18 protein-coding genes are annotated in these 19,396 nt (G+C 60.8%); 8 read left to right on the top strand and 10 right to left on the bottom strand.

Annotated features, from left to right (window positions below):
• Positions 1-19: 19 nt before the first annotated feature.
• The 4 genes from ACR2TX_RS15880 to ACR2TX_RS15865 all read right to left on the bottom strand — a co-directional run bounded on the left by ACR2TX_RS15880 (position 20) and on the right by ACR2TX_RS15865 (position 2,538).
• Positions 20-319 (bottom strand): DUF167 family protein, encoded by a 300-nt coding sequence (locus ACR2TX_RS15880; protein ID WP_077729819.1) that lies wholly within the window; start codon positions 317-319, stop codon positions 20-22.
• Between the two features lies 1 nt (position 320).
• Positions 321-896 (bottom strand): YggT family protein, encoded by a 576-nt coding sequence (locus tag ACR2TX_RS15875; protein ID WP_077729820.1) that lies wholly within the window; start codon positions 894-896, stop codon positions 321-323.
• Positions 897-898: 2 nt separating this feature from the next.
• Entirely contained in the window at positions 899-1,723 is an 825-nt protein-coding gene (proC, locus tag ACR2TX_RS15870; RefSeq protein ID WP_086135058.1) for a pyrroline-5-carboxylate reductase, read from the bottom strand.
• Positions 1,724-1,812: 89 nt separating this feature from the next.
• The gene (locus ACR2TX_RS15865) at positions 1,813-2,538 is read right to left on the bottom strand and encodes a YggS family pyridoxal phosphate-dependent enzyme (RefSeq protein ID WP_434130079.1); all 726 of its coding nucleotides are present in this window, start codon (positions 2,536-2,538) and stop codon (positions 1,813-1,815) included.
• A gap of 88 nt (positions 2,539-2,626) precedes the next feature.
• Between ACR2TX_RS15865 and ACR2TX_RS15860 the strand changes: the two genes are divergently transcribed.
• Both ACR2TX_RS15860 and ACR2TX_RS15855 read left to right on the top strand, forming a co-directional pair.
• Positions 2,627-3,661: a type IV pilus twitching motility protein PilT gene (locus ACR2TX_RS15860; protein WP_077729823.1), complete on the top strand. Its 1,035-nt coding sequence runs from the start codon at positions 2,627-2,629 to the stop codon at positions 3,659-3,661.
• A gap of 17 nt (positions 3,662-3,678) precedes the next feature.
• Positions 3,679-4,800 carry a PilT/PilU family type 4a pilus ATPase gene (locus ACR2TX_RS15855; RefSeq protein ID WP_077729824.1) on the top strand — a complete coding sequence of 374 codons (1,122 nt, stop codon included), beginning with the start codon at positions 3,679-3,681 and terminating at the stop codon, positions 4,798-4,800.
• A gap of 80 nt (positions 4,801-4,880) precedes the next feature.
• Here ACR2TX_RS15855 and miaA read toward each other — a convergent pair whose 3' ends face one another.
• Both miaA and mutL read right to left on the bottom strand, forming a co-directional pair.
• Positions 4,881-5,819 carry a tRNA (adenosine(37)-N6)-dimethylallyltransferase MiaA gene (gene miaA / locus ACR2TX_RS15850; RefSeq protein WP_086135056.1) on the bottom strand — a complete coding sequence of 313 codons (939 nt, stop codon included), beginning with the start codon at positions 5,817-5,819 and terminating at the stop codon, positions 4,881-4,883.
• Positions 5,816-7,603, bottom strand: coding sequence for a DNA mismatch repair endonuclease MutL (mutL, locus tag ACR2TX_RS15845; protein ID WP_434130076.1), 1,788 nt, complete (start codon positions 7,601-7,603; stop codon positions 5,816-5,818). Before mutL ends, miaA begins: the two co-directional genes overlap by 4 nt.
• Between mutL and ACR2TX_RS15840 the strand changes: the two genes are divergently transcribed.
• Positions 7,596-7,766 (top strand): hypothetical protein, encoded by a 171-nt coding sequence (locus ACR2TX_RS15840; protein ID WP_168175385.1) that lies wholly within the window; start codon positions 7,596-7,598, stop codon positions 7,764-7,766. The two genes, mutL and ACR2TX_RS15840, sit on opposite strands and share 8 nt — an antisense overlap.
• On the opposite strand, the gene ACR2TX_RS15835 is transcribed toward ACR2TX_RS15840, so the two are convergent.
• The 3 genes from ACR2TX_RS15835 to ACR2TX_RS15825 form a co-directional block, all read right to left on the bottom strand.
• Positions 7,753-9,084, bottom strand: a complete 1,332-nt coding sequence (locus ACR2TX_RS15835; protein ID WP_434130074.1) for an N-acetylmuramoyl-L-alanine amidase — start codon at positions 9,082-9,084, stop codon at positions 7,753-7,755. The two genes, ACR2TX_RS15840 and ACR2TX_RS15835, sit on opposite strands and share 14 nt — an antisense overlap.
• A 71-nt stretch (positions 9,085-9,155) precedes the next feature.
• Entirely contained in the window at positions 9,156-9,611 is a 456-nt protein-coding gene (gene tsaE / locus ACR2TX_RS15830; protein WP_434130072.1) for a tRNA (adenosine(37)-N6)-threonylcarbamoyltransferase complex ATPase subunit type 1 TsaE, read from the bottom strand.
• The gene (locus tag ACR2TX_RS15825) at positions 9,608-11,095 is read right to left on the bottom strand and encodes an NAD(P)H-hydrate dehydratase (RefSeq protein WP_434130070.1); all 1,488 of its coding nucleotides are present in this window, start codon (positions 11,093-11,095) and stop codon (positions 9,608-9,610) included. Before ACR2TX_RS15825 ends, tsaE begins: the two co-directional genes overlap by 4 nt.
• Before the next feature lie 77 nt (positions 11,096-11,172).
• Between ACR2TX_RS15825 and queG the strand changes: the two genes are divergently transcribed.
• Positions 11,173-12,282 (top strand): tRNA epoxyqueuosine(34) reductase QueG, encoded by a 1,110-nt coding sequence (gene queG, locus ACR2TX_RS15820; protein WP_434130068.1) that lies wholly within the window; start codon positions 11,173-11,175, stop codon positions 12,280-12,282.
• Here the strand turns inward: queG and ACR2TX_RS15815 are convergent.
• Positions 12,279-13,220, bottom strand: coding sequence for a hypothetical protein (locus ACR2TX_RS15815; RefSeq protein WP_156879424.1), 942 nt, complete (start codon positions 13,218-13,220; stop codon positions 12,279-12,281). The two genes, queG and ACR2TX_RS15815, sit on opposite strands and share 4 nt — an antisense overlap.
• Before the next feature lie 203 nt (positions 13,221-13,423).
• Between ACR2TX_RS15815 and ACR2TX_RS15810 the strand changes: the two genes are divergently transcribed.
• The 4 genes from ACR2TX_RS15810 (at position 13,424) to ACR2TX_RS15795 (ending at position 19,394) form a co-directional block, all read left to right on the top strand.
• Complete coding sequence (locus ACR2TX_RS15810) at positions 13,424-13,810, top strand: hypothetical protein (RefSeq protein ID WP_077729831.1); 387 nt, start codon at positions 13,424-13,426, stop codon at positions 13,808-13,810.
• Between the two features lie 120 nt (positions 13,811-13,930).
• A complete protein-coding gene (locus ACR2TX_RS15805; RefSeq protein ID WP_434130065.1) occupies positions 13,931-14,572 on the top strand; it encodes a DUF2760 domain-containing protein in 642 nt (213 codons plus the stop codon).
• Entirely contained in the window at positions 14,569-16,557 is a 1,989-nt protein-coding gene (locus tag ACR2TX_RS15800; RefSeq protein ID WP_077729833.1) for an Hsp70 family protein, read from the top strand. The genes ACR2TX_RS15805 and ACR2TX_RS15800 overlap by 4 nt, the downstream gene beginning before the upstream one ends.
• A gap of 44 nt (positions 16,558-16,601) precedes the next feature.
• The gene (locus ACR2TX_RS15795) at positions 16,602-19,394 is read left to right on the top strand and encodes an Hsp70 family protein (RefSeq protein ID WP_434130063.1); all 2,793 of its coding nucleotides are present in this window, start codon (positions 16,602-16,604) and stop codon (positions 19,392-19,394) included.
• Positions 19,395-19,396 lie beyond the last annotated feature (2 nt).

The raw sequence follows: 19,396 nt of genomic DNA, 5'->3' as shown, positions 1-19,396 counted from the left end.
GTTTAGACCAATTCAAAATTCAGTCCATTTTCGAGAGCTCTGCCCACCATGCCGGCCAGCGTTTTGGAGAGCAGATTTTGAACCGCTTATCCCGGCCGGTTTCACCGGCCAGCAAAACCACATCGCGTTTGGCGACGCCGAAAACGTCTGCCAGGAAGTCGATTAGATAACGGTTTGCTTTGCCGTCGACAGGCGGCGCTTTGATGCGGATCTTGAGCCGATCGCCATGCAAACCCGCAATCTCGTCCTTACCGGCGCGAGGTTGTACGTGGACGTTCAGCACCAGTGCCTGGCCGTCCCAGGTATACCAATCGCTCAAGTCAGTTCAGCAGATTCGTGAGTTGCTGCAGCGGGGGCAGCACAAGCATTTTGGCGAGTTGTATGCCGATCAAGGGGATCAACGGCGAGAGATCGATACCCCCTATCGGCGGCAAAAGCCGACGGCTGAAGCGAAGCAGCGGCTCGGTAAGGCTGTAAAGGAGGGAAACCGCGGGGTTATAGCTCCCTGGACTGACCCAACTCAGGACCGCACGGATGATGATGGCGAAAAAATAGACATTGAACAGCAAATCCAAGAGCTGCACGACAGCCCACAGACTCAATGCCGCAAATGTGATCCGCGTATCCTGAAGCACGAATATCAGATAGCCGCTCAGCATTTGCAGCCCCAGCATCAAGACGAGCGAAGCCGTGTCGACGCGGCCGACGGACGGAATAAAGCGGCGGAACATGCGAAGCGGCGGGTGCGTGATCTTGATCAAGAACTGGGAAATCGGATTGTAGTAATCCGCATCGACCCACTGAAACAAGAACCGCAGCAGTATCGCGAATATATAAAGACTGAAGAGCGTATCGATCAGAAAAACAGCGGGATTCACCAGAAAATCCGGAGACATCGTCAACCTCCCAGTTGCTTGGACAATTCTGCCGCCCGCGCATTTGCCGCCTTCATGGCGTCAAGCACGAGGCTACGAAGGCTTCCGCGCTCGAATACCTCTATTGCCTTTTCCGTAGTACCGCCGGGCGAGGTAACCCTTCTTCTCAATTCCGCCGGACCGTCTTCGGATTCTATGGCGATGCGCGCCGCACCAAGCGCCGTCTGCTGGGTAAGAAGCCGCGCCGTAGCTTTGTCCATTCCCATTTCGGTCGCCGCATCCTCCATGGCCTCCATGAACAGAAAAAAGTAAGCGGGTCCGCTTCCGGAAAGCGCCGTCACCAAATCCAGGAGCTCTTCCTTTTCTACCCACACTGCGATGCCGACGGCACGGACTATCGCTTCCGCCACACTTCTATGTTCGGCGCTCGCTCGATCGTTCGCGTGCAATGCGGTAGCCCCGGTTTTCACGAGCGCCGGAGTATTGGGCATACAGCGCACGATGCTTGCGCCGCCGCCCAGCCAGTGGTCGAGGGCGGTCTCGCGAACACCCGCGGCGATGCTGATCATCAGGGGGCCGCGTTGCCGCACGGGGCCGGCAATTTCTCGAGCCACCTGTTCAAGAATCTGCGGTTTAACGGCCAGCAACACGGTCTGGGAGCGCTCGACCAAGGATTTGTTATCTTCGAACGTATGGACGCCGAAACGGCTGGCCAAATCCTTCAGCTTCGCGGTGTCGACGTCCGACACGAAAATATTGTCCGCCGGATAGCCATCCGAAATGAGACCGCCGATCAGGCTGCTCGCCATATTTCCGGCGCCGATAAATCCTAAAGTTTGCTTTTTCATTTGAAATCATCTCCGAACCAACGGACGTATTCTAACCGAGACACGGCCCCAAAAACGTCCCGTTCGCCGTGTAAGCCGACAAGTGTTCCTCAGCCGTCCGAAACGCTCCCGGCATCGAGCACGGCTATGTCACGGCTTGACCTCGGCCCGAACAGCGCCGTGCCGATACGTACCATCGTCGAACCTTCCATGACCGCCGCTTCGAGGTCGTCGGACATCCCCATGGACAGCGTATCGAGCCCAAAGCGGCCCAAGCGTTCCGCGGCTTGCCGCAAGCTCCGGAACGATGCGCGCTGAAGGTCGATCGTGTCCGTCGGGGCCGGAATGGCCATAAGCCCGCGGACACGAAGCCTAGGCAGTTCCGCGATCGCTTCGACCAACCCGTCGAGCTCCTCCGGGGCAACGCCCGATTTCGTCGCTTCTCCGCTGACGTTGACTTGAATGCAGATGTTGAGCGGCGGCAGCTCTTCGGGACGCTGATCGCTCAGGCGCTCCGCGATCTTGAATCGGTCGACGCTATGTACCCAGGAAAAACGAGCCGCGATCGACCTGGTTTTGTTGGATTGAATGGGTCCGATGAAATGCCAGCCGATATCGTAATGCGCCAACTTATCTTGCTTGGCCAGAGCCTCTTGAACGTAGTTCTCCCCGAACTCCCGCTGACCGCAGTAATAAGCGGCGGCAATCGCCTCCGCAGGCTGAGTCTTGCTTACGGCGATCAGCCGAACCGAACCCCGGCATCGACCGGCTGCCGTCTCCGCGAGTCGAATTCGCTCGCGTACGGCGTCCAGGCGCTGTTGTATTTGACTCCTCATGTTGCTGATACGTTTGTCTATACTTGCCCGGAGGGTAAGGGTATCTACCGACCAACGCTTACACAAGAGCCATTACAGAAGAGAATCCATGGATATCGCCGAACTGCTCGCTTTCTCCGTCAAGAACAATGCATCCGACCTGCATTTGTCCGCCGGACTTCCGCCGATGATCCGCGTGGATGGCGACATACGCCGCATCAATGTGCCGGCGCTCGACCACAAAGAGGTGCACGCGCTGATCTACGACATCATGAACGACAAGCAGCGGCGCGATTACGAGGAGTTTCTGGAGACCGACTTTTCGTTCGAGCTCCCCGGCGTCGCGCGATTTCGTGTCAACTCGTTCAACCAGGACCGGGGCGCGGCGGCGGTATTTCGAACCATTCCGTCCAAGGTTTTGACATTGGAGGAACTGGGTTGCCCCAAATTTTTCCAGGACGTTACCATGCACCCTCGCGGCCTGATCGTGGTCACCGGGCCCACCGGATCGGGCAAATCGACCACCCTCGCCGCGATGATCGACCACATCAACTCGAACCAGTATTCCCATATCCTGACGATTGAAGACCCCATCGAGTTTGTGCACTCCAGCAAAAAATCGTTGATCAACCAACGCGAAGTTCACCGGGATACTTTGGGTTTCAACGAAGCCTTGCGCTCGGCTCTGCGCGAAGACCCCGACGTGATTCTGGTCGGCGAAATGCGCGACCTGGAAACCATCCGCCTCGCATTGACCGCCGCCGAAACCGGTCACTTGGTTTTCGGTACCCTGCACACCAACTCGGCTGCCAAGACCATAGACCGCGTCATCGACGTTTTCCCGGCCGCCGAAAAAGGCATTATTCGGTCGATGCTGTCCGAGTCCCTGCAGGCCGTGATCTCCCAGACTCTGCTCAAGAAAAACGGCGGCGGACGCACGGCGGCCTGGGAGATCATGGTGGGCACGCCGGCGATCCGCAACCTCATCCGCGAAGACAAGGTCGCACAGATGTACTCGGCCATCCAGACCGGGCGCAAGGACGGCATGCAAACGCTCGACCAGCACTTGCAGGAACTGGTCGAAAAAGGCGTCGTGGCGCGTGCCGCCGCTCGGGTCAGAGCCGTCAATAAAGCCGCATTCTAAAGCCGGAGAACAAGCTCGTGGACTTCGAATCCTTGCTCATGCTGATGACGCAGAAAAAAGCGTCCGACCTCTTCATCACCACCAATAAAGAACCGTGCATGAAGATCGACGGCGTCATTCAGCCGATATCGAACGCCAAGCTGAGCAAAGAGCAGGCGCGGCAGATCGTTATCGGGATCATGAACCAACGCCAGCGCGACGAATTCGAGAATACCAAGGAGTGCAATTTCGCGATTTCAGCGCCCGGCCTAGGTCGCTTCCGCGTCAGCGCCTTCATTCAAAGAGACACCGCCGGAATGGTGTTGCGGCGGATCGAAACGAACATTCCGACGGTCGATGATCTGAATCTGCCGCCGATCCTCAATGAATTATCGATGACCAAACGCGGCTTGATCCTGTTCGTCGGTGCGACCGGAACGGGAAAATCCACATCGCTGGCGGCCATCATCAAACATCGGAACGAGCATTCGAGCGGGCATATCATCACGATCGAAGACCCGCTGGAATATGTGCATCCGCATGCCGGCTGCATCGTCACCCAGCGCGAGGTCGGGATCGATACCGAATCCTACGAGGTGGCGCTCAAGAATACGCTGCGGCAGGCACCCGACGTTATTCTGATCGGGGAAATCCGGACCCGCGAGACGATGCAGCATGCCATCACCTTTGCCGAGACGGGCCATCTCTGCCTTAGCACGCTGCACGCCAACAACGCCAATCAGGCGTTGGACCGAATCCTTCACTTTTTTCCTGAAGAGATGCACCCGCAGCTATTCATGGATCTATCCCTCAACCTCCGGGGCATCATCGCTCAACAGCTCATTCGCAGGGCCGATGGCAAGGGACGATATCCGGCGGTGGAAATTCTCTTGAACACCCCGCTCGCTTCAGATCTCATCCGAAAAGGCGAGGTACATAAGCTGAAGGAACTGATGAAACATTCACGGGAACAGGGTATGCAAACCTTCGATCAAGCCTTGTACGATCTGTACAAGGCCGGAAAGATCACGTACGAGGATGCCCTACATGCCGCGGATTCGAAAAACGAAGTCAGACTGATGATCAAGCTGGGCGAGGAAGGCAACCTCGAGAAATATGCGGGCCGGAATGACACCATGTCCATCGCGGACGACAATTGACCTCCTCGTAAAAACTCCACGCCCTTTACCTGCGTTCTGATCAGTACGCGAGACGGATGCGACGCTCGTCCTTCCCCGCTCTACCGCTTCAGGCGGGCCGTCACGTCTCGCAATACGGACTCCACCAACCTCTCGTCCTCGCTGGCATACCGTAGCGCATCCCTCTCACGCCTCAGCCAGGTGAACTGCCGCTTGGCGAATTGGCGGGTGGCGATGATACCGCGCTCGATCATGGTACCGCGGTCGTATTCGCCCTCGAGATAAGCCCAGACCTGTCGATAGCCGACGGCGCGAATGGAGGGCAGATCGGCGTGGAGATCGTCCCGTTCGTGCAAGGCGCGGACTTCGTCGATAAATCCGCCTTCGATCATGGTCAAGAAGCGCTGGCGAATCCGTTCATGCAGGGCCTCGCGGCTTGCCGGCGCGACGATGAGTTTGATCAGATCGAACGGCAAAGGCGGCGATCGGGTCTCGGCGCACAGCACGGACAGCGGAACCCCGGTCGCGTGGTATACCTCCAGGGCCCGCTGGATGCGCTGGGGATCGTTGGGATGAATGCGAAGCGCAGCTTCCGGGTCGATTCGACCGAGTTCCTCGTGCAGTTTCGCCCAGCCGACCCTCGCCGCTTCCTCGTCGATCTGCCGCCGAATCTCGGGATCGGCAGCGGGCAGACTCGAAAGCCCGTAAAACAAGGCGTTGAAGTACAGCATCGTGCCGCCGGCGAGAATCGGCAGCTTGCCGCGGCTTGTTATGTCCTGCATCGCCGCGAGCGCCTCGTCCCGAAAACGCCCGGTGGAATAGGATTCGGCTGGATCAAGAATGTCGATCAGATGGTGCGGAATGCCTGCCCTTTCCTCCAAGCTCGGCTTGGCGGTGCCGATGTCCATGCCCCGGTAAACCAGTGCGGAATCGACGCTGATCACTTCTCCGTCCAGCGTCTTGGCCAATTCGATGGCCAGCCGCGTTTTGCCCGAGGCGGTCGGCCCCATCAGGGCGATAGCGGGTGGTAATTCAGTCACTGGCCGCGCATGAACAAGCGGTTCAGATCCTTGAGGCTTAGCTCGACCCAGGTCGGGCGCCCGTGGTTGCACTGGCCGCTGCGCTCCGTCGCTTCCATGTCGCGGAGCAGCGTGTTCATTTCCGGCACGGTCAGCTTGCGGTTGGCCCTGATCGATCCGTGGCAGGCCATGGTCGCCAGAACCTCGTTCATGGACTGCTCGATCCGGACGCTCCGTCCATGCTGGTTGAGATCGGCCAACACATCGCGCACCAGGCGCTCGCCGTCCGCATCCGCCAGCAAGGCCGGCACCGCTCGCAACATGAGCGTATCCGGGCCGCTTCGGCGAAGTTCGATGCCGAGGCTTTCGAACACACCGGCCGCCTCCTCCGCCAAATCGGCCTCGGCTGCGGTAACCTGAATTCGGATAGGCAGCAGCAAAGGCTGCATCGGAACTGATCCCGCGCCGACCTGATCCTTCAGCTTTTCATAGGTGATGCGTTCGTGGGCGGCATGAGCGTCCACCACGATCAGCCCGTTGCGGCTCTCGGCCAGAATGAAAGCGCCATGAAGATGCGCCACCGCAAAACCGAGCGGCGGAGTCGTTTGCTCATCTGGCTCCGGTTCCTGCGGCGCTTCCGGCTTAGGAGCCGGAGCGGAATAAAGATCGGCATAACTTTGAATCGCCTCGGCCACTTGCAACGGCAGCGTAGCTTGGCGGTGCGGTTTAGAAAACTCGGGTGCCGAAACTGCACGCGCCGGCCTGTCTTCCGGATGGGGCACCGCCTCGGCCTCGACAGCCCGCGGCTTGGTCTCGGCCAAAGCCCGATGCAACGCGCGAAACAGAAAATCGTGGACCGTCCGGGAATCGCGGAAACGCACTTCGAGTTTGGCGGGATGAGCATTGACGTCGACCAACGTCGGGTCCAGCTCCAGATACAGCACGTACACCGGCTGGCGCCCGTGGTAAAGCACGTCCTGATAGGCCTGCTTCACGGCATAGCTCACCAGCTTGTCCCGGACCAAACGCCCGTTGACGTAGAAGAACTGCATGTCGGCCTGGCTGCGGGAGAACGTCGGAAACCCCACCCACCCGGAAAGCCTGAGACCCGCCGCCGAAAACTCCACCGCCAGCGCGTTTTCCAGAAACGCCTCACCGAGCACCAAGGCCAGGCGCCGCTCGATTTCGGCCTGGGTTTCCGCCGGCCGCAAGCTCAATACCGTCCGCTCGTCGTGCTTCAAGGAAAATCCCACTTCAAACCGGCTCAGCGCCATACGCTTGATCAGTGTTTCGATATGGGAGAACTCGGTCTTTTCCGACCGGAGAAACTTCCGGCGCGCCGGCGTGTTGTAGAAGAGATCGCGAACCTCCACCGTCGTGCCTTCGGGATGGGTCGCCGGCTGCACGTCGAAATCGGTTTCCGTCCCGTCCGCGGTGACACGCCAGGCGCAACGCTCGCCGCGTATCCGCGAGGTCAGCGTCAAGCGCGCCACCGAACTGATGCTGGGCAAAGCTTCGCCCCGGAATCCCATGCTGGAGACCCGCTCCAGATCCTCCAGACTGGCGATTTTGCTGGTGGCGTGCCTGGACAGGGCGAGCGGCAATTCCTCTCTATCGATGCCGCAGCCGTCGTCGCGGATGCGCATCATGCGCAATCCGCCCTGTTCCACGTCGATGGCTACCGAGCGCGCGGCGGCGTCGAAGGCATTTTCGACCAATTCTTTCACCACCGAGGCGGGGCGCTCGACCACCTCCCCGGCGGCGATTTGGTTTATGAGTTGCGGAGGGAGAATGCGGATGGGCATGGCAGATGGAATCGGCGATCGAGAAAACGGTTTGGCGGTTAGACAGAACCGCGGGAGCAAGGATTCAATACCTTGCTATTCTCGGGAAAATACAGAAATTATGAAAGACGGGGATAAAGGTGCTTTTGCCGACCTTCGGCGCAAGCGTTCTATTTTCGAATGACCGGCTTCTTGCCGTCGGATTCGGCCACGCTCTCCAGAGCATCGGCCATGCGCAGATCGACCGGAACCATCGGCCGAATTTCGGCGAAATAATTGCGGATACCGTCGAATATGGCGCGAGCCACCTGATCCTGATGGCTCGAATTGCGCAGATTACGCTCTTCGTCCGGGTTGGATATGAACGCCGTCTCCACCAGTATCGAGGGAACGTCCGGCGACTTGAGCACTGCAAAACCGGCTTTTTGCACGTCTCGATGATGTAGATGGAAATCCTTTCTTAGCTCTCCCAATACCTTTGCGGCCGCGCGGTTGCTGGCATCTAGCGTGGCGGTTTGCGACAGATCGAGCAGCACCGAAGCCAGCAATTTGTCTTTTCCCCCGAGCTGAACACCGCCCACCAAAGCGGCGTTTTCCCGGTCCGCCAGCCAGCGAGCGGCTTCACTCGAAGCGCCGTGATCCGACAGAGTGAATACGGAAGACCCCTTTACGTCATTGGCGACGTAGGCGTCCGCGTGCAGGGAAATAAACAAATCCGCCTTCGCCTTGCGGGCGAGTTCCGCCCGTTCGCGCAAATCGACGAACTGATCGCTCTTGCGCACCATGACCGCCCGCATGCCCGGTTCGGCTCGGATCAGCCGTTCGAGCTTGCGGGCGATAGCCAGCACCACGTCTTTTTCATAGGTTCCGTTGGGACCAATCGCCCCGGTATCTTTGCCGCCGTGGCCGGCGTCGATGACGATCACCCGCTCCTTGGCCAGCGCCGGCTTCAGGAAACGGACCGGCCTCGCTTCGCCCGGCGAGCTTCCGGCCTTGGCCGCGACCGGCTTGGGAGCCGCTTTCGGCGCCGCAGCAATCTTAGTCGGTTTTGCCGATTTGACCGGCTCCTTGGAAGCCGCCTTGTCTCCCGCCTGGGCGGTCAAAATCGGGGGCGTCAGTTCGAGCACCAGGCGCGAGCTTCCCTTGAGACGGGTGACGTAAGACTTGTATCCGGCCGGGCGCTTAAGATCGAGCAAAATCCTGGGGCTGTCCTTGGCCTTGCCCGATACCGGAATGAGCTTCGCGATCAGGGGATGAGACGCCAGGGGTAGTCCGAGTTTTCCGGACAGGGAAACATTTTCTAAATCGATTTGCAGCTGATTCGGCTTGCTTCCGCGGGAGATTCGGTATTTGGGCGGCGCCGAGAAATCGAAAACCAGCCGTGAACTCTGCGCGGCGGCCTCAATCTTCACCGAGTTCATCTGCACGGGCGCGCCGAAAACCAGCGGCGCGTAGCCCCAAAGCGTGAACACCAGCCATGTGATTAGAGTTTTTTTTTCCATGAACGAAGCCGCCATGCGTGAACGCCCCCGGAAAACATAGTCCGAGCTGCGGAAAACCGCAAGGAAATAGGCTACTCGGCTTGCAGCCTGGCCAATACGGCTACACCGGAGTCGGTGCCGGCCGATATCTCCGCGATGCGCCCCGTACCCGATATTTCCAGGCTGATCTCGAGATCCGCCTCGGGCAATAGCCCCGCGCCGCGCTCCGGCCATTCGATAAAGCAAACTGCGTTCGGCCGTAGATAGTCCCGGAACCCCATCCACTCCAACTCTTCCGGATCGTTCAGCCGGTACAAATCGAAATGGTAAACGATCCGCTCCTCGATCGGGTATTCTTCGACCAGCGTGAAAGTCGGGCTTTTCACCGGCCCCGAAAAGCCAGCTGCCCGGAGCCAGCCGCGCACGAAGGTGGTTTTGCCGGCGCCGAGGTTTCCGAGCAGGAAGACGAGCCCGTTCGACGACATGGCTCGATAGACGCGCCCGGCGAATGCGAGCGTTTCCGCCTCGTCCCTAAGAGTCACTTTCATAAATTGACGAGCCGGCGCAAAGGATCCATCAAATCGCAGGCCAAGAGTCCCCTTTCGCCGGCCTTCGCCGCCTCGTCGCCCGCCGCGGCATGCAATTGCACGCCCAAGGCCGCCGCCCCGAAAAGATCCAGACGTTGCGCCAGCAATCCCGCGATAACGCCGGTCAGCACGTCGCCCATGCCGCCGCTGGCCATGCCGGGATTGCCGGCGGTACAGACATAGGGCAATCCGTCCGGACCGCAGACCAGGCTGCCGGAACCTTTCAATACGGCTACGCCGCCGAACTTCGCCTGAAGGTTCCGAACGGCGCTGAATCGATCTTTCTGTATGTCCGCGGAAGACGAGTCGAGCAGCCGCGCCGCTTCCCCCGGATGGGGCGTGATGGTCCAGTTGTCCCGTTTGCGGGGGCTTTCCGCCAGAAGATTGAGCGCGTCGGCATCCGCCACGACCGGCAAATCGCTTTCCAACACCGTGCCGAGCAGCGCCTTCGCCCATTCCGAACGGCCCAGCCCAGGCCCGATAGCAACGACCGTGGCCCGCTCCAAGGGTATCCGCAAGTCCTCGGTGGTTTCGACGCCGTGGCACATCAGCTCCGGCCGGGTCAGGTTGAGCGAGTCGGCATGGGACTTCCGCGTGGCGATGCTAATCAACCCCGCTCCGACCCGAGCCGCGGCCTCCGCTGCCATGCGAGGGGCGCCGCTGTAGCCGCAATCGCCCCCGACCACCAGCACATGACCGAAATGACCTTTGTGCGCATAACGCGGACGCGCCGGCAAGCCGCGTTCCCACGGCGGCAGCAGCATGGCCGAAGGTTCGACGGAATATCGCACTTCCGGCGGTGTGCCCAGATCGGCAAAGACGATCTCGCCTGTGTATTCCGGACCTTCACCGGTAAAGAGCCCCTGCTTGAGACCGATGAACGTCACGGTCAAATCGGCCTTGACGGCAACGCCCAGAGCGGAACCGGTATCGGCATGAAGCCCGGACGGAATATCCAGCGCCATCACCCGACCGGAGAACCGGTTGACGGCCCTGATCACGTCCGCGTAAAGTCCGTCGACCTTCCGATCCAAGCCGGTGCCCAAAAGTCCGTCGACCAGCACTTCCGCACCCTCGAAATCGGCCGGGATAAAATCCAATATTTCGCCGCCCGCCGCTCGATAATCCTGGTAAGCCGCCAGGGCATCCCCCTTGAGATTCGCGGGCGGCGAAACCGGATAAACCCGCACGTCCATCCCCGCCTCGTGCGCCAAGCGGGCGACCACATAAGCGTCTCCCCCGTTGTTGCCGCCGCCGCAAATCGCCGACAGCGTGCGCGCTCCCGGCCAGCGTTCGTGCAAAGCGGCAAAGGCCGATGCGCCGGCGCGGCGCATCAACTCGATGCCGGGAATGCCCACCGTTTCGATGGCATAACGGTCCATGGCGCGCACGTCCTCCGCGCGATAAAGATCCTTCGGGAAACTTCGGCTGTATCGTTCGCTCATAACCCAGTAAGCTGTACCCAAACTACGCTCGTTCCGTTTACATTCTGGCTCAAACTCCGCACCGCCTCCACACTTCTGTGACTTCGTCCGCTCGCGATTACTCCGCTCTCGCCGCCAAAATCAAGACCTGGGGCAAAGAACTCGGCTTTCAGCAGGTCGGAATAGCCGATACCGACCTTTCTGCGGCCGAACAGCAGCTTCAAGAATGGATAGACGAGGGATTCCACGGAGAAATGGACTACATGGCGCGGCATGGCACCAAGCGCAGCCGTCCGGAAGAGCTGGTTCCCGGTACGCTCCGGCTCATCAGCGTACGCATGGATTATCTCCCGGAGAATCGAACCACGGTTAGGGAGCGGCTGGACGACCAGACCGCCGCGTTCATCTCCCGCTACGCCCTTGGCCGCGATTACCACAAGGTGCTCCGCAAGCGCTTACAGCAATTGGCCGAGCGCATCGCAGTCGAAATCGGCCCCTTCGGTTATAGGGTCTTCGTCGACAGCGCGCCGGTGCTGGAAAAGGCGCTCGCCGCCAAAGCCGGGCTCGGCTGGATCGGCAAGCACACCAATTTGATCAACCGCAAAGCAGGCTCGATGTTCTTCCTGGGGGAGATTTACACCGATCTCCCCTTGCCCATCGATGCCGAAACGACCAATCACTGCGGGAGCTGCACCGCCTGCATGGAGGTCTGCCCCACCCAAGCGATCGTTGCGCCTTATCGCCTTGACGCCCGGCGCTGCATCTCCTATCTGACCATCGAGTTGCGCGGACCGATTCCCGAAGAATTTCGCACCGCCATCGGCAACCGCATCTACGGCTGTGACGACTGCCAGCTCGTATGCCCGTGGAACCGCTATGCGCGGCTGACCGAGGAAGCGGATTTCATGCCGCGCCACGGTCTCGATACCGCCGGGCTGATCGACCTTTTCCGCTGGGATGAAGCGACGTTTCTACATAAGACCGAAGGCTCTGCCATACGCCGCATCGGTTACGAACGCTGGATCAGGAATATCGCCGTGGCCTTGGGTAACGCTGAAACGTCTACTAAAATCGTCGACGCGTTACGAGCGCGGATAGACGACCCGTTGCCTTTGATCAGGGAGCACGTGCGCTGGGCGCTTGCACGGCACTGCTCCAACGAGCGACAGCCGCACCGTGCGGGAGCCCCAGCGTCTTCTACGTCTTAACGCCGCGTTTTCTTAGCGGCGGGAGCCGATGCTTTGACAAAGGCGGGACCCTTGATGCGAAGCTGGTCGGACAATTGCTTCAGAGTATCGTTGAGCGCGGCGCGGGTCGCCTGACCCAGGGCGCTCGCTGCAAACGCGGATTCCCCGCCCCCGACGCCGAACAAAGAGAAACCGCTGGTGGCGGATTCGGAGGTGAAGGAGCCGTGGGAAGTAATCGTTCCCACCATGCGGCCGCTGCTAGGCTCGACCACTTGCAGGTCCATGCCCACCGCCCCGGTTCGCCGGGCCTTGGTGTTTTCCCAAGTCGGATTGGCGGCAGATACGGCAGCACCGGCGATGCCCGCGGCGGGTGTCCCCGAAACGGCGCCCGCGATGCCGAGCACTGTTCCTGCCCAGCCGAGCGATCCACCTTTGCGCTCGTCGTTGGCTTCGGCAACCTCGTTGAATTCCGTGATCGTACCCTTGATCACGAACGGCCCGACCTCGCCGGGATTCAGCAGCTTTGCGGGATTGCTTTCGTTCTTGCGGTAATGTTCGTAGTCGACGACCACGATGTTCCCTACGTTGCCGAGGGCACTGATTAATTGCGCGGCGACGCCTTGCCCGACGCGATCGCTCATACCTTGATGGTCGGGCGTGTAAGCCCCCGGTGCCGTAGGTGCGGCCCCTCCGAGAATACCCCAGCCGAAGGGTCCCCAGCCGTAGCGGGCCCCGGTCGGAGCCTGTGTCACGCCGCCCCCCGAACCGGTTCCGACACTCAAAGGCTCCACCGTGACGACGTACATGGGTTGAGAACCGTCGAACGGAATCCGCACCACTTCCACCTGCGTCGAAACCGGCGCCACGTGCGTGGCCTGCACCGACGATTTATCCACCGTCGCCGCGCAGCTCACGAGAAATGGAACCGCTGCCCCCACTAACCAAGACTTTAGTTTCATTATTCTTCTCCGGTTATTTTCGTTTGTTGTCGTCCCACGCCGAAAGTCCGGCGTAAACCCACGCCGTTGAAGGTTAGCACACTGCACTACCGCGTCCCAAAGCTGCCGCGCCAAGCCGATGCGGCGGATTCGGCGTTCCGCCCTCCCTCGACATAGCGTAAAATCCGGTGCATTCGTCTCCAACTCGTAAGGAGTTAACGCCCATGAACTTTTTTTTTCGCGTGCTGCTCGCCGCAATCGCTTTGTCCGCCCTGCAAACCGTCCGGGCGGAAGACGAATGGCAGGGCACCACCCTTTCGGACCAGACTCTGGAGAAAGTCAACCTGGCTTTAGTCGCATACCAGACCTGCGTCAACAGCGAAACCCGTGCGCGGGTCGGCGAGCAGGCGGATTCGCGTGCACTCACCGATCGCGTTTTGAAAACGTGCGAAGAGAAGCTGTCGAAGGTCAAGGCGGCGTTCGATAGCGAAAAAGTACCCGGCACGATCTCCGAACGATATATGCGCAGCCGCCGTACTCAGGCCGCACGTCAGGTCCTGCGCACATTGATGGGTGCTCAGGCGGCTCAAGCCGCGACCGGGCAGCCCTAATACGATCGTCCTACCCCGCGCTTAGTTTTCGGCCGGCTGTCCCGCCGATGCCGGCGGCTGTATTTGCCGCACCAACCGCGCCTGCGTCCCAGGGCACCACTCAACGCAAAGAGGATCCGAATGCAATTCGACCCAACTCTCATTCCGACCACGCTCGACGCCGTACACATCGGACTTGCAGCCCTCGTGGTCATTCTGCTGATTCTGCAGATCCTTCTGCTGTCCGTAGCCGTCATCGCTTTGATTCGCCGTGGGCGGCGGGCAGCCGAACCAGTCGTTGCGCCGGTCCCCGCCGGACCGGCCCCCGTTCCGGTCAGGGAGGCACCCAAACCCTTGGAAGTCGTCAAACCGGAACGGCCGGAGCCGGTGGTTGTCAAAGAAGCCACACCGGATGCGGCCCTACAGCTTCTCGGACTTTTGCAGAAAGAAGCCCGTTTTATCGACTTCGTTCAGGAGAACGTCGGCGCCTATTCCGACGCCGAGATCGGCGCGGCGGCTCGAGTCGTACACGAGGGATGCCGCAAAGTATTGAGCCAGCATTTCGAGCTTGAACCGGTGCGCAAAGAGCAGGAGAACTCCCGCGTTACTCTGCCCAAAGGCTTCGACGCTTCAAGCGTAAGGCCCACGGGCAACATCGTCGGCGATCCGCCGTTCACCGGCACATTGATACACCGCGGCTGGCGCGCTACGGCCGTCAGACTGCCCAAGATCGCCGAAGGACATGACGTACGCATCATCGCCCAAGCAGAGGTGGAATTGTGAGCGAAACCCAGTATTCCGTCGGCATCGACCTCGGCACGACCAACAGCGTCGTGTCCTATGTCGATCTCAGCCAGTGCGACGGCGAAAAAGCGCCGATCGAGGTTTTGGATATCCCGCAATTGACGTCGCCCGGTACGGTCGGCGAAAAAAGGCAGTTGCCTTCGTTTCTTTACCAGGCTCACGAGGCCGAGCTCGCACCGAGCGACATCGTGTTGCCCTGGAACGAACATCCGGAAGCCATCGTCGGTGACCTGGCAAGGCAACTCGGCGGCAAAACGCCCATCCGGCTGGTAAGCAGCGCCAAGAGCTGGCTATCTCACAGCGGCGTCGACTGCCGCGCGCCAATCCTGCCCGTTCAGTCACCGGAGGAAGTAAAGCGCGTTTCGCCTCTTCAAGCGTCGATCGAATATCTCCGCCACATGCGTGACGCCTGGAACGACCGCTATCCCGACGCGCCCCTGAGCGAGCAGGAACTGGTGATCACCGTACCGGCGTCCTTTGATCCGGCGGCTCGGGAACTGACCGTGGAAGCCGCCCACGCCGTGGGCCTGCGCCAGGCCATTCTGCTCGAGGAGCCGCAGTCGGCGCTGTACAGCTGGATTCAGACCAGCGAAGGAAAATGGCGCGAGCAGGTCAAGCCGGGCGACATCATTCTCGTCGTGGACGTAGGCGGCGGTACCACCGATTTGTCGCTGATCGCCGTGACCGAGGAGGAAGGCAATCTGATCCTCAACCGCGTCGCCATCGGCGATCACATTCTCCTCGGCGGGGACAACATGGACCTCGCCTTGGCTTATGTCTTGAAAATGAAGCTCGAAGCCGAGGGCAAACGGCTGGAACCTTGGCAGATCCAGGCACTCATGCACGGCTGCCGGGACGCCAAGGAATCCTTGCTGTCCGACTCGGATACCGACGAAGTCGCCGTCGTCGTCCCCAGCCGCGGTTCGTCGCTCATCGGCGGCACGCTGCGTACCAGCCTGACTCGCGACGAGGTCGGACGTACCCTGGTCGAAGGCTTCTTTCCGAAGGTGCAAATCACAGACCGTCCTGCCGTTCAGGCTCGCACCGGTCTGACCACCCTGGGCCTTCCGTATGCCAAGGACGCACGGATCACCTGTCATCTCGCCGCCTTCCTGAGCCGACAGATCGGCGCGACCGGCGAATTGCAGGGATTCAACCTCCCTGCCGATGCCCAGTTCCTGCATCCGACCGCGCTGCTCCTCAACGGGGGTGTATTCAAGTCCGAGGCGCTCGAAAAGCGCTTGCTCGATGTACTCAATAGCTGGCTTCAGGCCGACGACGCACCGCATGCCCGACTGCTGCACGGCGCCGACCTGGATCTAGCCGTGGCCCGTGGTGCCGCTTATTACGGCTATGTCCGCAAAGGTCGTGGGGTCCGCATCCGCGGCGGCACCGGTGCTGCCTATTACGTGGGCGTCGAGAGCGCCATGCCCGCCGTACCGGGCTTCGCCCCGCCGATCGAGGCCCTGTGCATCGCGCCTTTCGGCATGGAGGAAGGTACCGAGGCGGATCTGCCGCCTTACGAGTTCGGATTGGTCGTGGGCGAGCCAGTGCGCTTCCGTTTCTTCGCGTCCAACGTCCGCCGCGACGACGTGGTCGGCACGCGCCTCGACTACTGGTCGGAAGACGAAATGGAAGAACTGGACGAAATCGAGGTCACCTTGCCGGCAGAAGAGTACCAGGCGGGCGATGTGGTCCCGGTTCATTTGGCCGCCAGGGTCACCGAAGTGGGCACGCTGCAACTGGAAGCGGTCGCTAAGGACGGCGACAAACGCTGGAACGTCGAATTCGATGTCCGTGCAGGCGAAAAGCCCTTGCCGTCGGATGAAAATGTCGCACCGGAGGAACCGATCTTAGGCAATCTCTCCGAGCGGGCGACCGAAACCGCATCCGACGAAGCAGCTTCGGAAGCACCTGGCGACGACGCTTCGGCCAAAAAAAGTTTTTGGTCTTTCAATAAATAATCCTGCAAACCGCAGGGGCAATGCCCCTGCGGCCATCCTCACCCATGCCCGCATCATCAAGCCAGACGCCTCGCTATCTTGTCGGCATCGATCTCGGCACGACCCACACCGTGGTCGCCCATGCAGACCTCACCAAAGGTACTCCGGCCGAAATCGAGCTTTTTCAAATCGACCAATTGGTTGCGCCGGGCGAAGTGGCGGCTGAACCGCTGCTGCCGTCTGTTCGCTATCACGCATCGCCGGACGAACTGACCGTAGCGGACGTGCGATTGCCCTGGCCTTCTTCGGAGCCGGAGTCGGCTTATCGTCCGATCATCGGCAAGCTGGCGCGGATCTTGGGCTCGAAAAGCCAGGGACGTTTCGTGACCAGTGCCAAGAGCTGGCTGTCCCATGCCGCCGCGGACCGGACCGCCGCTATCCTCCCCTGGGGCGCGCCGGAGGAGATTCCGAAAATCTCTCCGGTCGAAGCCAGCGCGAGCTACCTCCGCCACGTGCGTTCGGCCTGGAATCATCACCATCCCGAGGCGCCACTGGAAGAGCAGGAGATCGTGGTGACCGTACCGGCCTCATTCGACGAGGCCGCACGCACTCTAACGCTCGAAGCCACCCGGCTGGCCGGATTCGCGACAGTGCGCCTGCTCGAAGAGCCGCAAGCGGTCTGTTACGACTGGCTCTGGAACCACCGCCAGTCCTTACGTCAGCAGCTCGGCGGCGTGCGCTTGCTGCTGGTCTGCGACGTCGGCGGCGGCACCACGGACCTGACCTTGATCAAGGTCGAGCCAGGCGAGGACGAACCCAAGCTCACCCGTATCGCCGTCGGCAATCATCTGATGCTGGGCGGGGATAACATCGATCTCACCTTGGCTCATCTTGCGGAACGCCGCCTGGTGGGCGAGGATCGAAAGCTGTCTGCGGCCGAGCTTTCCCAACTGGTCGAACAATGCCGGTTAGCCAAGGAACGGCTGCTGGCTCCCGATGCGCCGGAAGCCGCGACCGTAACACTACTCGGCACGGGAGCCCGGCTCATCGGAGGCGCGCGCTCGGTCGAGCTGACCCGAAGCGAGGTCCATGGCATCGCTCTCGACGGTTTTTTCCCGATGGTGAGCCTCGCCGATCATCCCGACCGAAAACGCAGCGGCGTCGTCGAATTCGGCCTGCCCTACGCCGCCGATCCCGCGATCAGCAAGCATCTGGCTGCTTTTCTGACTCACCACTTCGAAACTGCGCGAGAGGCCCTCGGATCGGACTCCGCCGACCCCATTCCCGATGCCGTTCTTCTCAACGGTGGCGTGTTCCGCGGCTCGACCATAGCCCAGCGTCTCGTAGAACTTGTGACGTTCTGGGGAAAACAACGCCCCGTCCTGCTCAAAAACGACCGTCCCGATCTGGCAGTAGCCTACGGCGCGGTAGCCTACGGACTCGCGCGGCGCGGCCATGCCGTTCAGCGCATAGGCGGCGGCTCGGCGCGCAGCTATTTTCTGGTGGTGGAAACCGGCCGGGACGGGATCCCCAAGGGTATCTGCATTCTGCCGCGGGGGACCGACGAGGGCCGGGAGATCGTGTTGACCGACCGCTCCTTCCTGCTCAGGCTAGGACAACCGGTGCGTTTCAACCTGGCCTCAACCAGCGAGGACCGGCGTTTCCAGCCGGGAGACCTTGCCGAAATCGACGAAGACCGTTTCGTTCACTTGCCGCCCCTCGCTGCTGTCTTGGAGCGGGAAAGCGCACAAGGGCGAACGGAGCAAGCCGTGCGGATCGCCGCCTCCCTAACCGAGGTCGGCACTCTCGATTTGCACTGCGTAGCAGCCGACGATCCCGACCGGCGATGGAGGATCGAGTTCCAATTGCGGCAGGCCGTCCCGCAGACGGTTTTGCCCGAAGCCCGGCACCACCCGCGCCTCGATGAAGCCGTCGAGAAAGTCCGCCTGGTGTTTGGGAAAAAAGCGAAAGCGGCCGACACCAAGCTGGTCAAAGGATTGCGCGGCGAACTTGAAAAGATTCTCGGACCGCGAGCGGATTGGGACACCGCCCTATTACGCGATTTGTTCGGCGCCCTGCTGGAAGGCCTGCCTCATCGGCGGCGATCGGCCGAGCACGAGCGCCTGTGGTTCAGCCTGACCGGATATTGCCTCCGTCCCGGATTCGGCTATCCCTTGGACGATTGGCGGGTTGAACAGGTCTTCGCGATTTACGGGCAAGGTCTGCAATTCGTCAACGAAATCCAGAACTGGACTGAATGGTGGACGTTCTGGCGCCGCCTGGCTGGCGGCTTGAACGAAAAGGCGCAGCTTTCGATATTCAAGGATGTGGCCGACTTCATCAATCCGGAAACCGCCAAGCGCGGCAATCTCCCTGCCCTCGCCAAAAAGCGCAGCTATGAGGACATGGTGAGACTTGCGGCCGTACTGGAACGGCTCCCCGTATCCCAAAAGGCCGAATTGGGAAGCTGGCTTCTCCAGCGCCTGTCCAAGCCCAGCGAGCCCGCCGAAAGCTGGTGGGCGCTAGGCCGCGTCGGTGCTCGCGTACCGTTCCACGGCAGCGTGCATAACGTGGTTTCCCGCGTCACGGCCGGGGAATGGCTGGCCCAGATCCTGAGCCGCGACTTCAAAAAAGAGCCGCATGCCGGCTTCGCCGCCGCTCTTATCGCGAGACTCAGCGGTGACCGGGAGCGTGACATCGATCCGGCGCTGAGGCAACGCGTCATCGAGCGGCTGAGAGTCGGCAAAGCGCCGGACTCCTGGATTGGCATGGTGTCCGAAGTAAAAGAACTTTCCGAAGCCGACGAAAAACGCATCTTCGGCGAGGCATTGCCCCCCGGCCTGAAGCTGATTGCCTGATG

It is taken from the genome of Methylocaldum sp. GT1BB, from assembly GCF_051027545.1.
GTDB lineage: Bacteria > Pseudomonadota > Gammaproteobacteria > Methylococcales > Methylococcaceae > Methylocaldum.
Note: the sequence above shows the minus strand (reverse complement) of the source record. Positions and strands in the feature narration are given on the sequence as shown.

Excerpts from the sequence above, each read along its gene's own strand:
- ACR2TX_RS15875 (WP_077729820.1), bottom strand. The coding sequence starts at position 896 with ATGTCTCCGGATTTTCTGGTGAATCCCGCTGTTTTTCTGATCGATACG.
- proC (WP_086135058.1), bottom strand. The coding sequence starts at position 1,723 with ATGAAAAAGCAAACTTTAGGATTTATCGGCGCCGGAAATATGGCGAGC.
- ACR2TX_RS15865 (WP_434130079.1), bottom strand. The coding sequence starts at position 2,538 with ATGAGGAGTCAAATACAACAGCGCCTGGACGCCGTACGCGAGCGAATT.
- ACR2TX_RS15860 (WP_077729823.1), top strand. The coding sequence starts at position 2,627 with ATGGATATCGCCGAACTGCTCGCTTTCTCCGTCAAGAACAATGCATCC.
- ACR2TX_RS15840 (WP_168175385.1), top strand. The coding sequence starts at position 7,596 with ATGGGCATGGCAGATGGAATCGGCGATCGAGAAAACGGTTTGGCGGTT.
- mutL (WP_434130076.1), bottom strand. The coding sequence starts at position 7,603 with ATGCCCATCCGCATTCTCCCTCCGCAACTCATAAACCAAATCGCCGCC.
- ACR2TX_RS15835 (WP_434130074.1), bottom strand. The coding sequence starts at position 9,084 with ATGGAAAAAAAAACTCTAATCACATGGCTGGTGTTCACGCTTTGGGGC.
- tsaE (WP_434130072.1), bottom strand. The coding sequence starts at position 9,611 with ATGAAAGTGACTCTTAGGGACGAGGCGGAAACGCTCGCATTCGCCGGG.
- ACR2TX_RS15825 (WP_434130070.1), bottom strand. The coding sequence starts at position 11,095 with ATGAGCGAACGATACAGCCGAAGTTTCCCGAAGGATCTTTATCGCGCG.
- ACR2TX_RS15815 (WP_156879424.1), bottom strand. The coding sequence starts at position 13,220 with ATGAAACTAAAGTCTTGGTTAGTGGGGGCAGCGGTTCCATTTCTCGTG.
- ACR2TX_RS15810 (WP_077729831.1), top strand. The coding sequence starts at position 13,424 with ATGAACTTTTTTTTTCGCGTGCTGCTCGCCGCAATCGCTTTGTCCGCC.
- ACR2TX_RS15805 (WP_434130065.1), top strand. The coding sequence starts at position 13,931 with ATGCAATTCGACCCAACTCTCATTCCGACCACGCTCGACGCCGTACAC.
- ACR2TX_RS15795 (WP_434130063.1), top strand. The coding sequence starts at position 16,602 with ATGCCCGCATCATCAAGCCAGACGCCTCGCTATCTTGTCGGCATCGAT.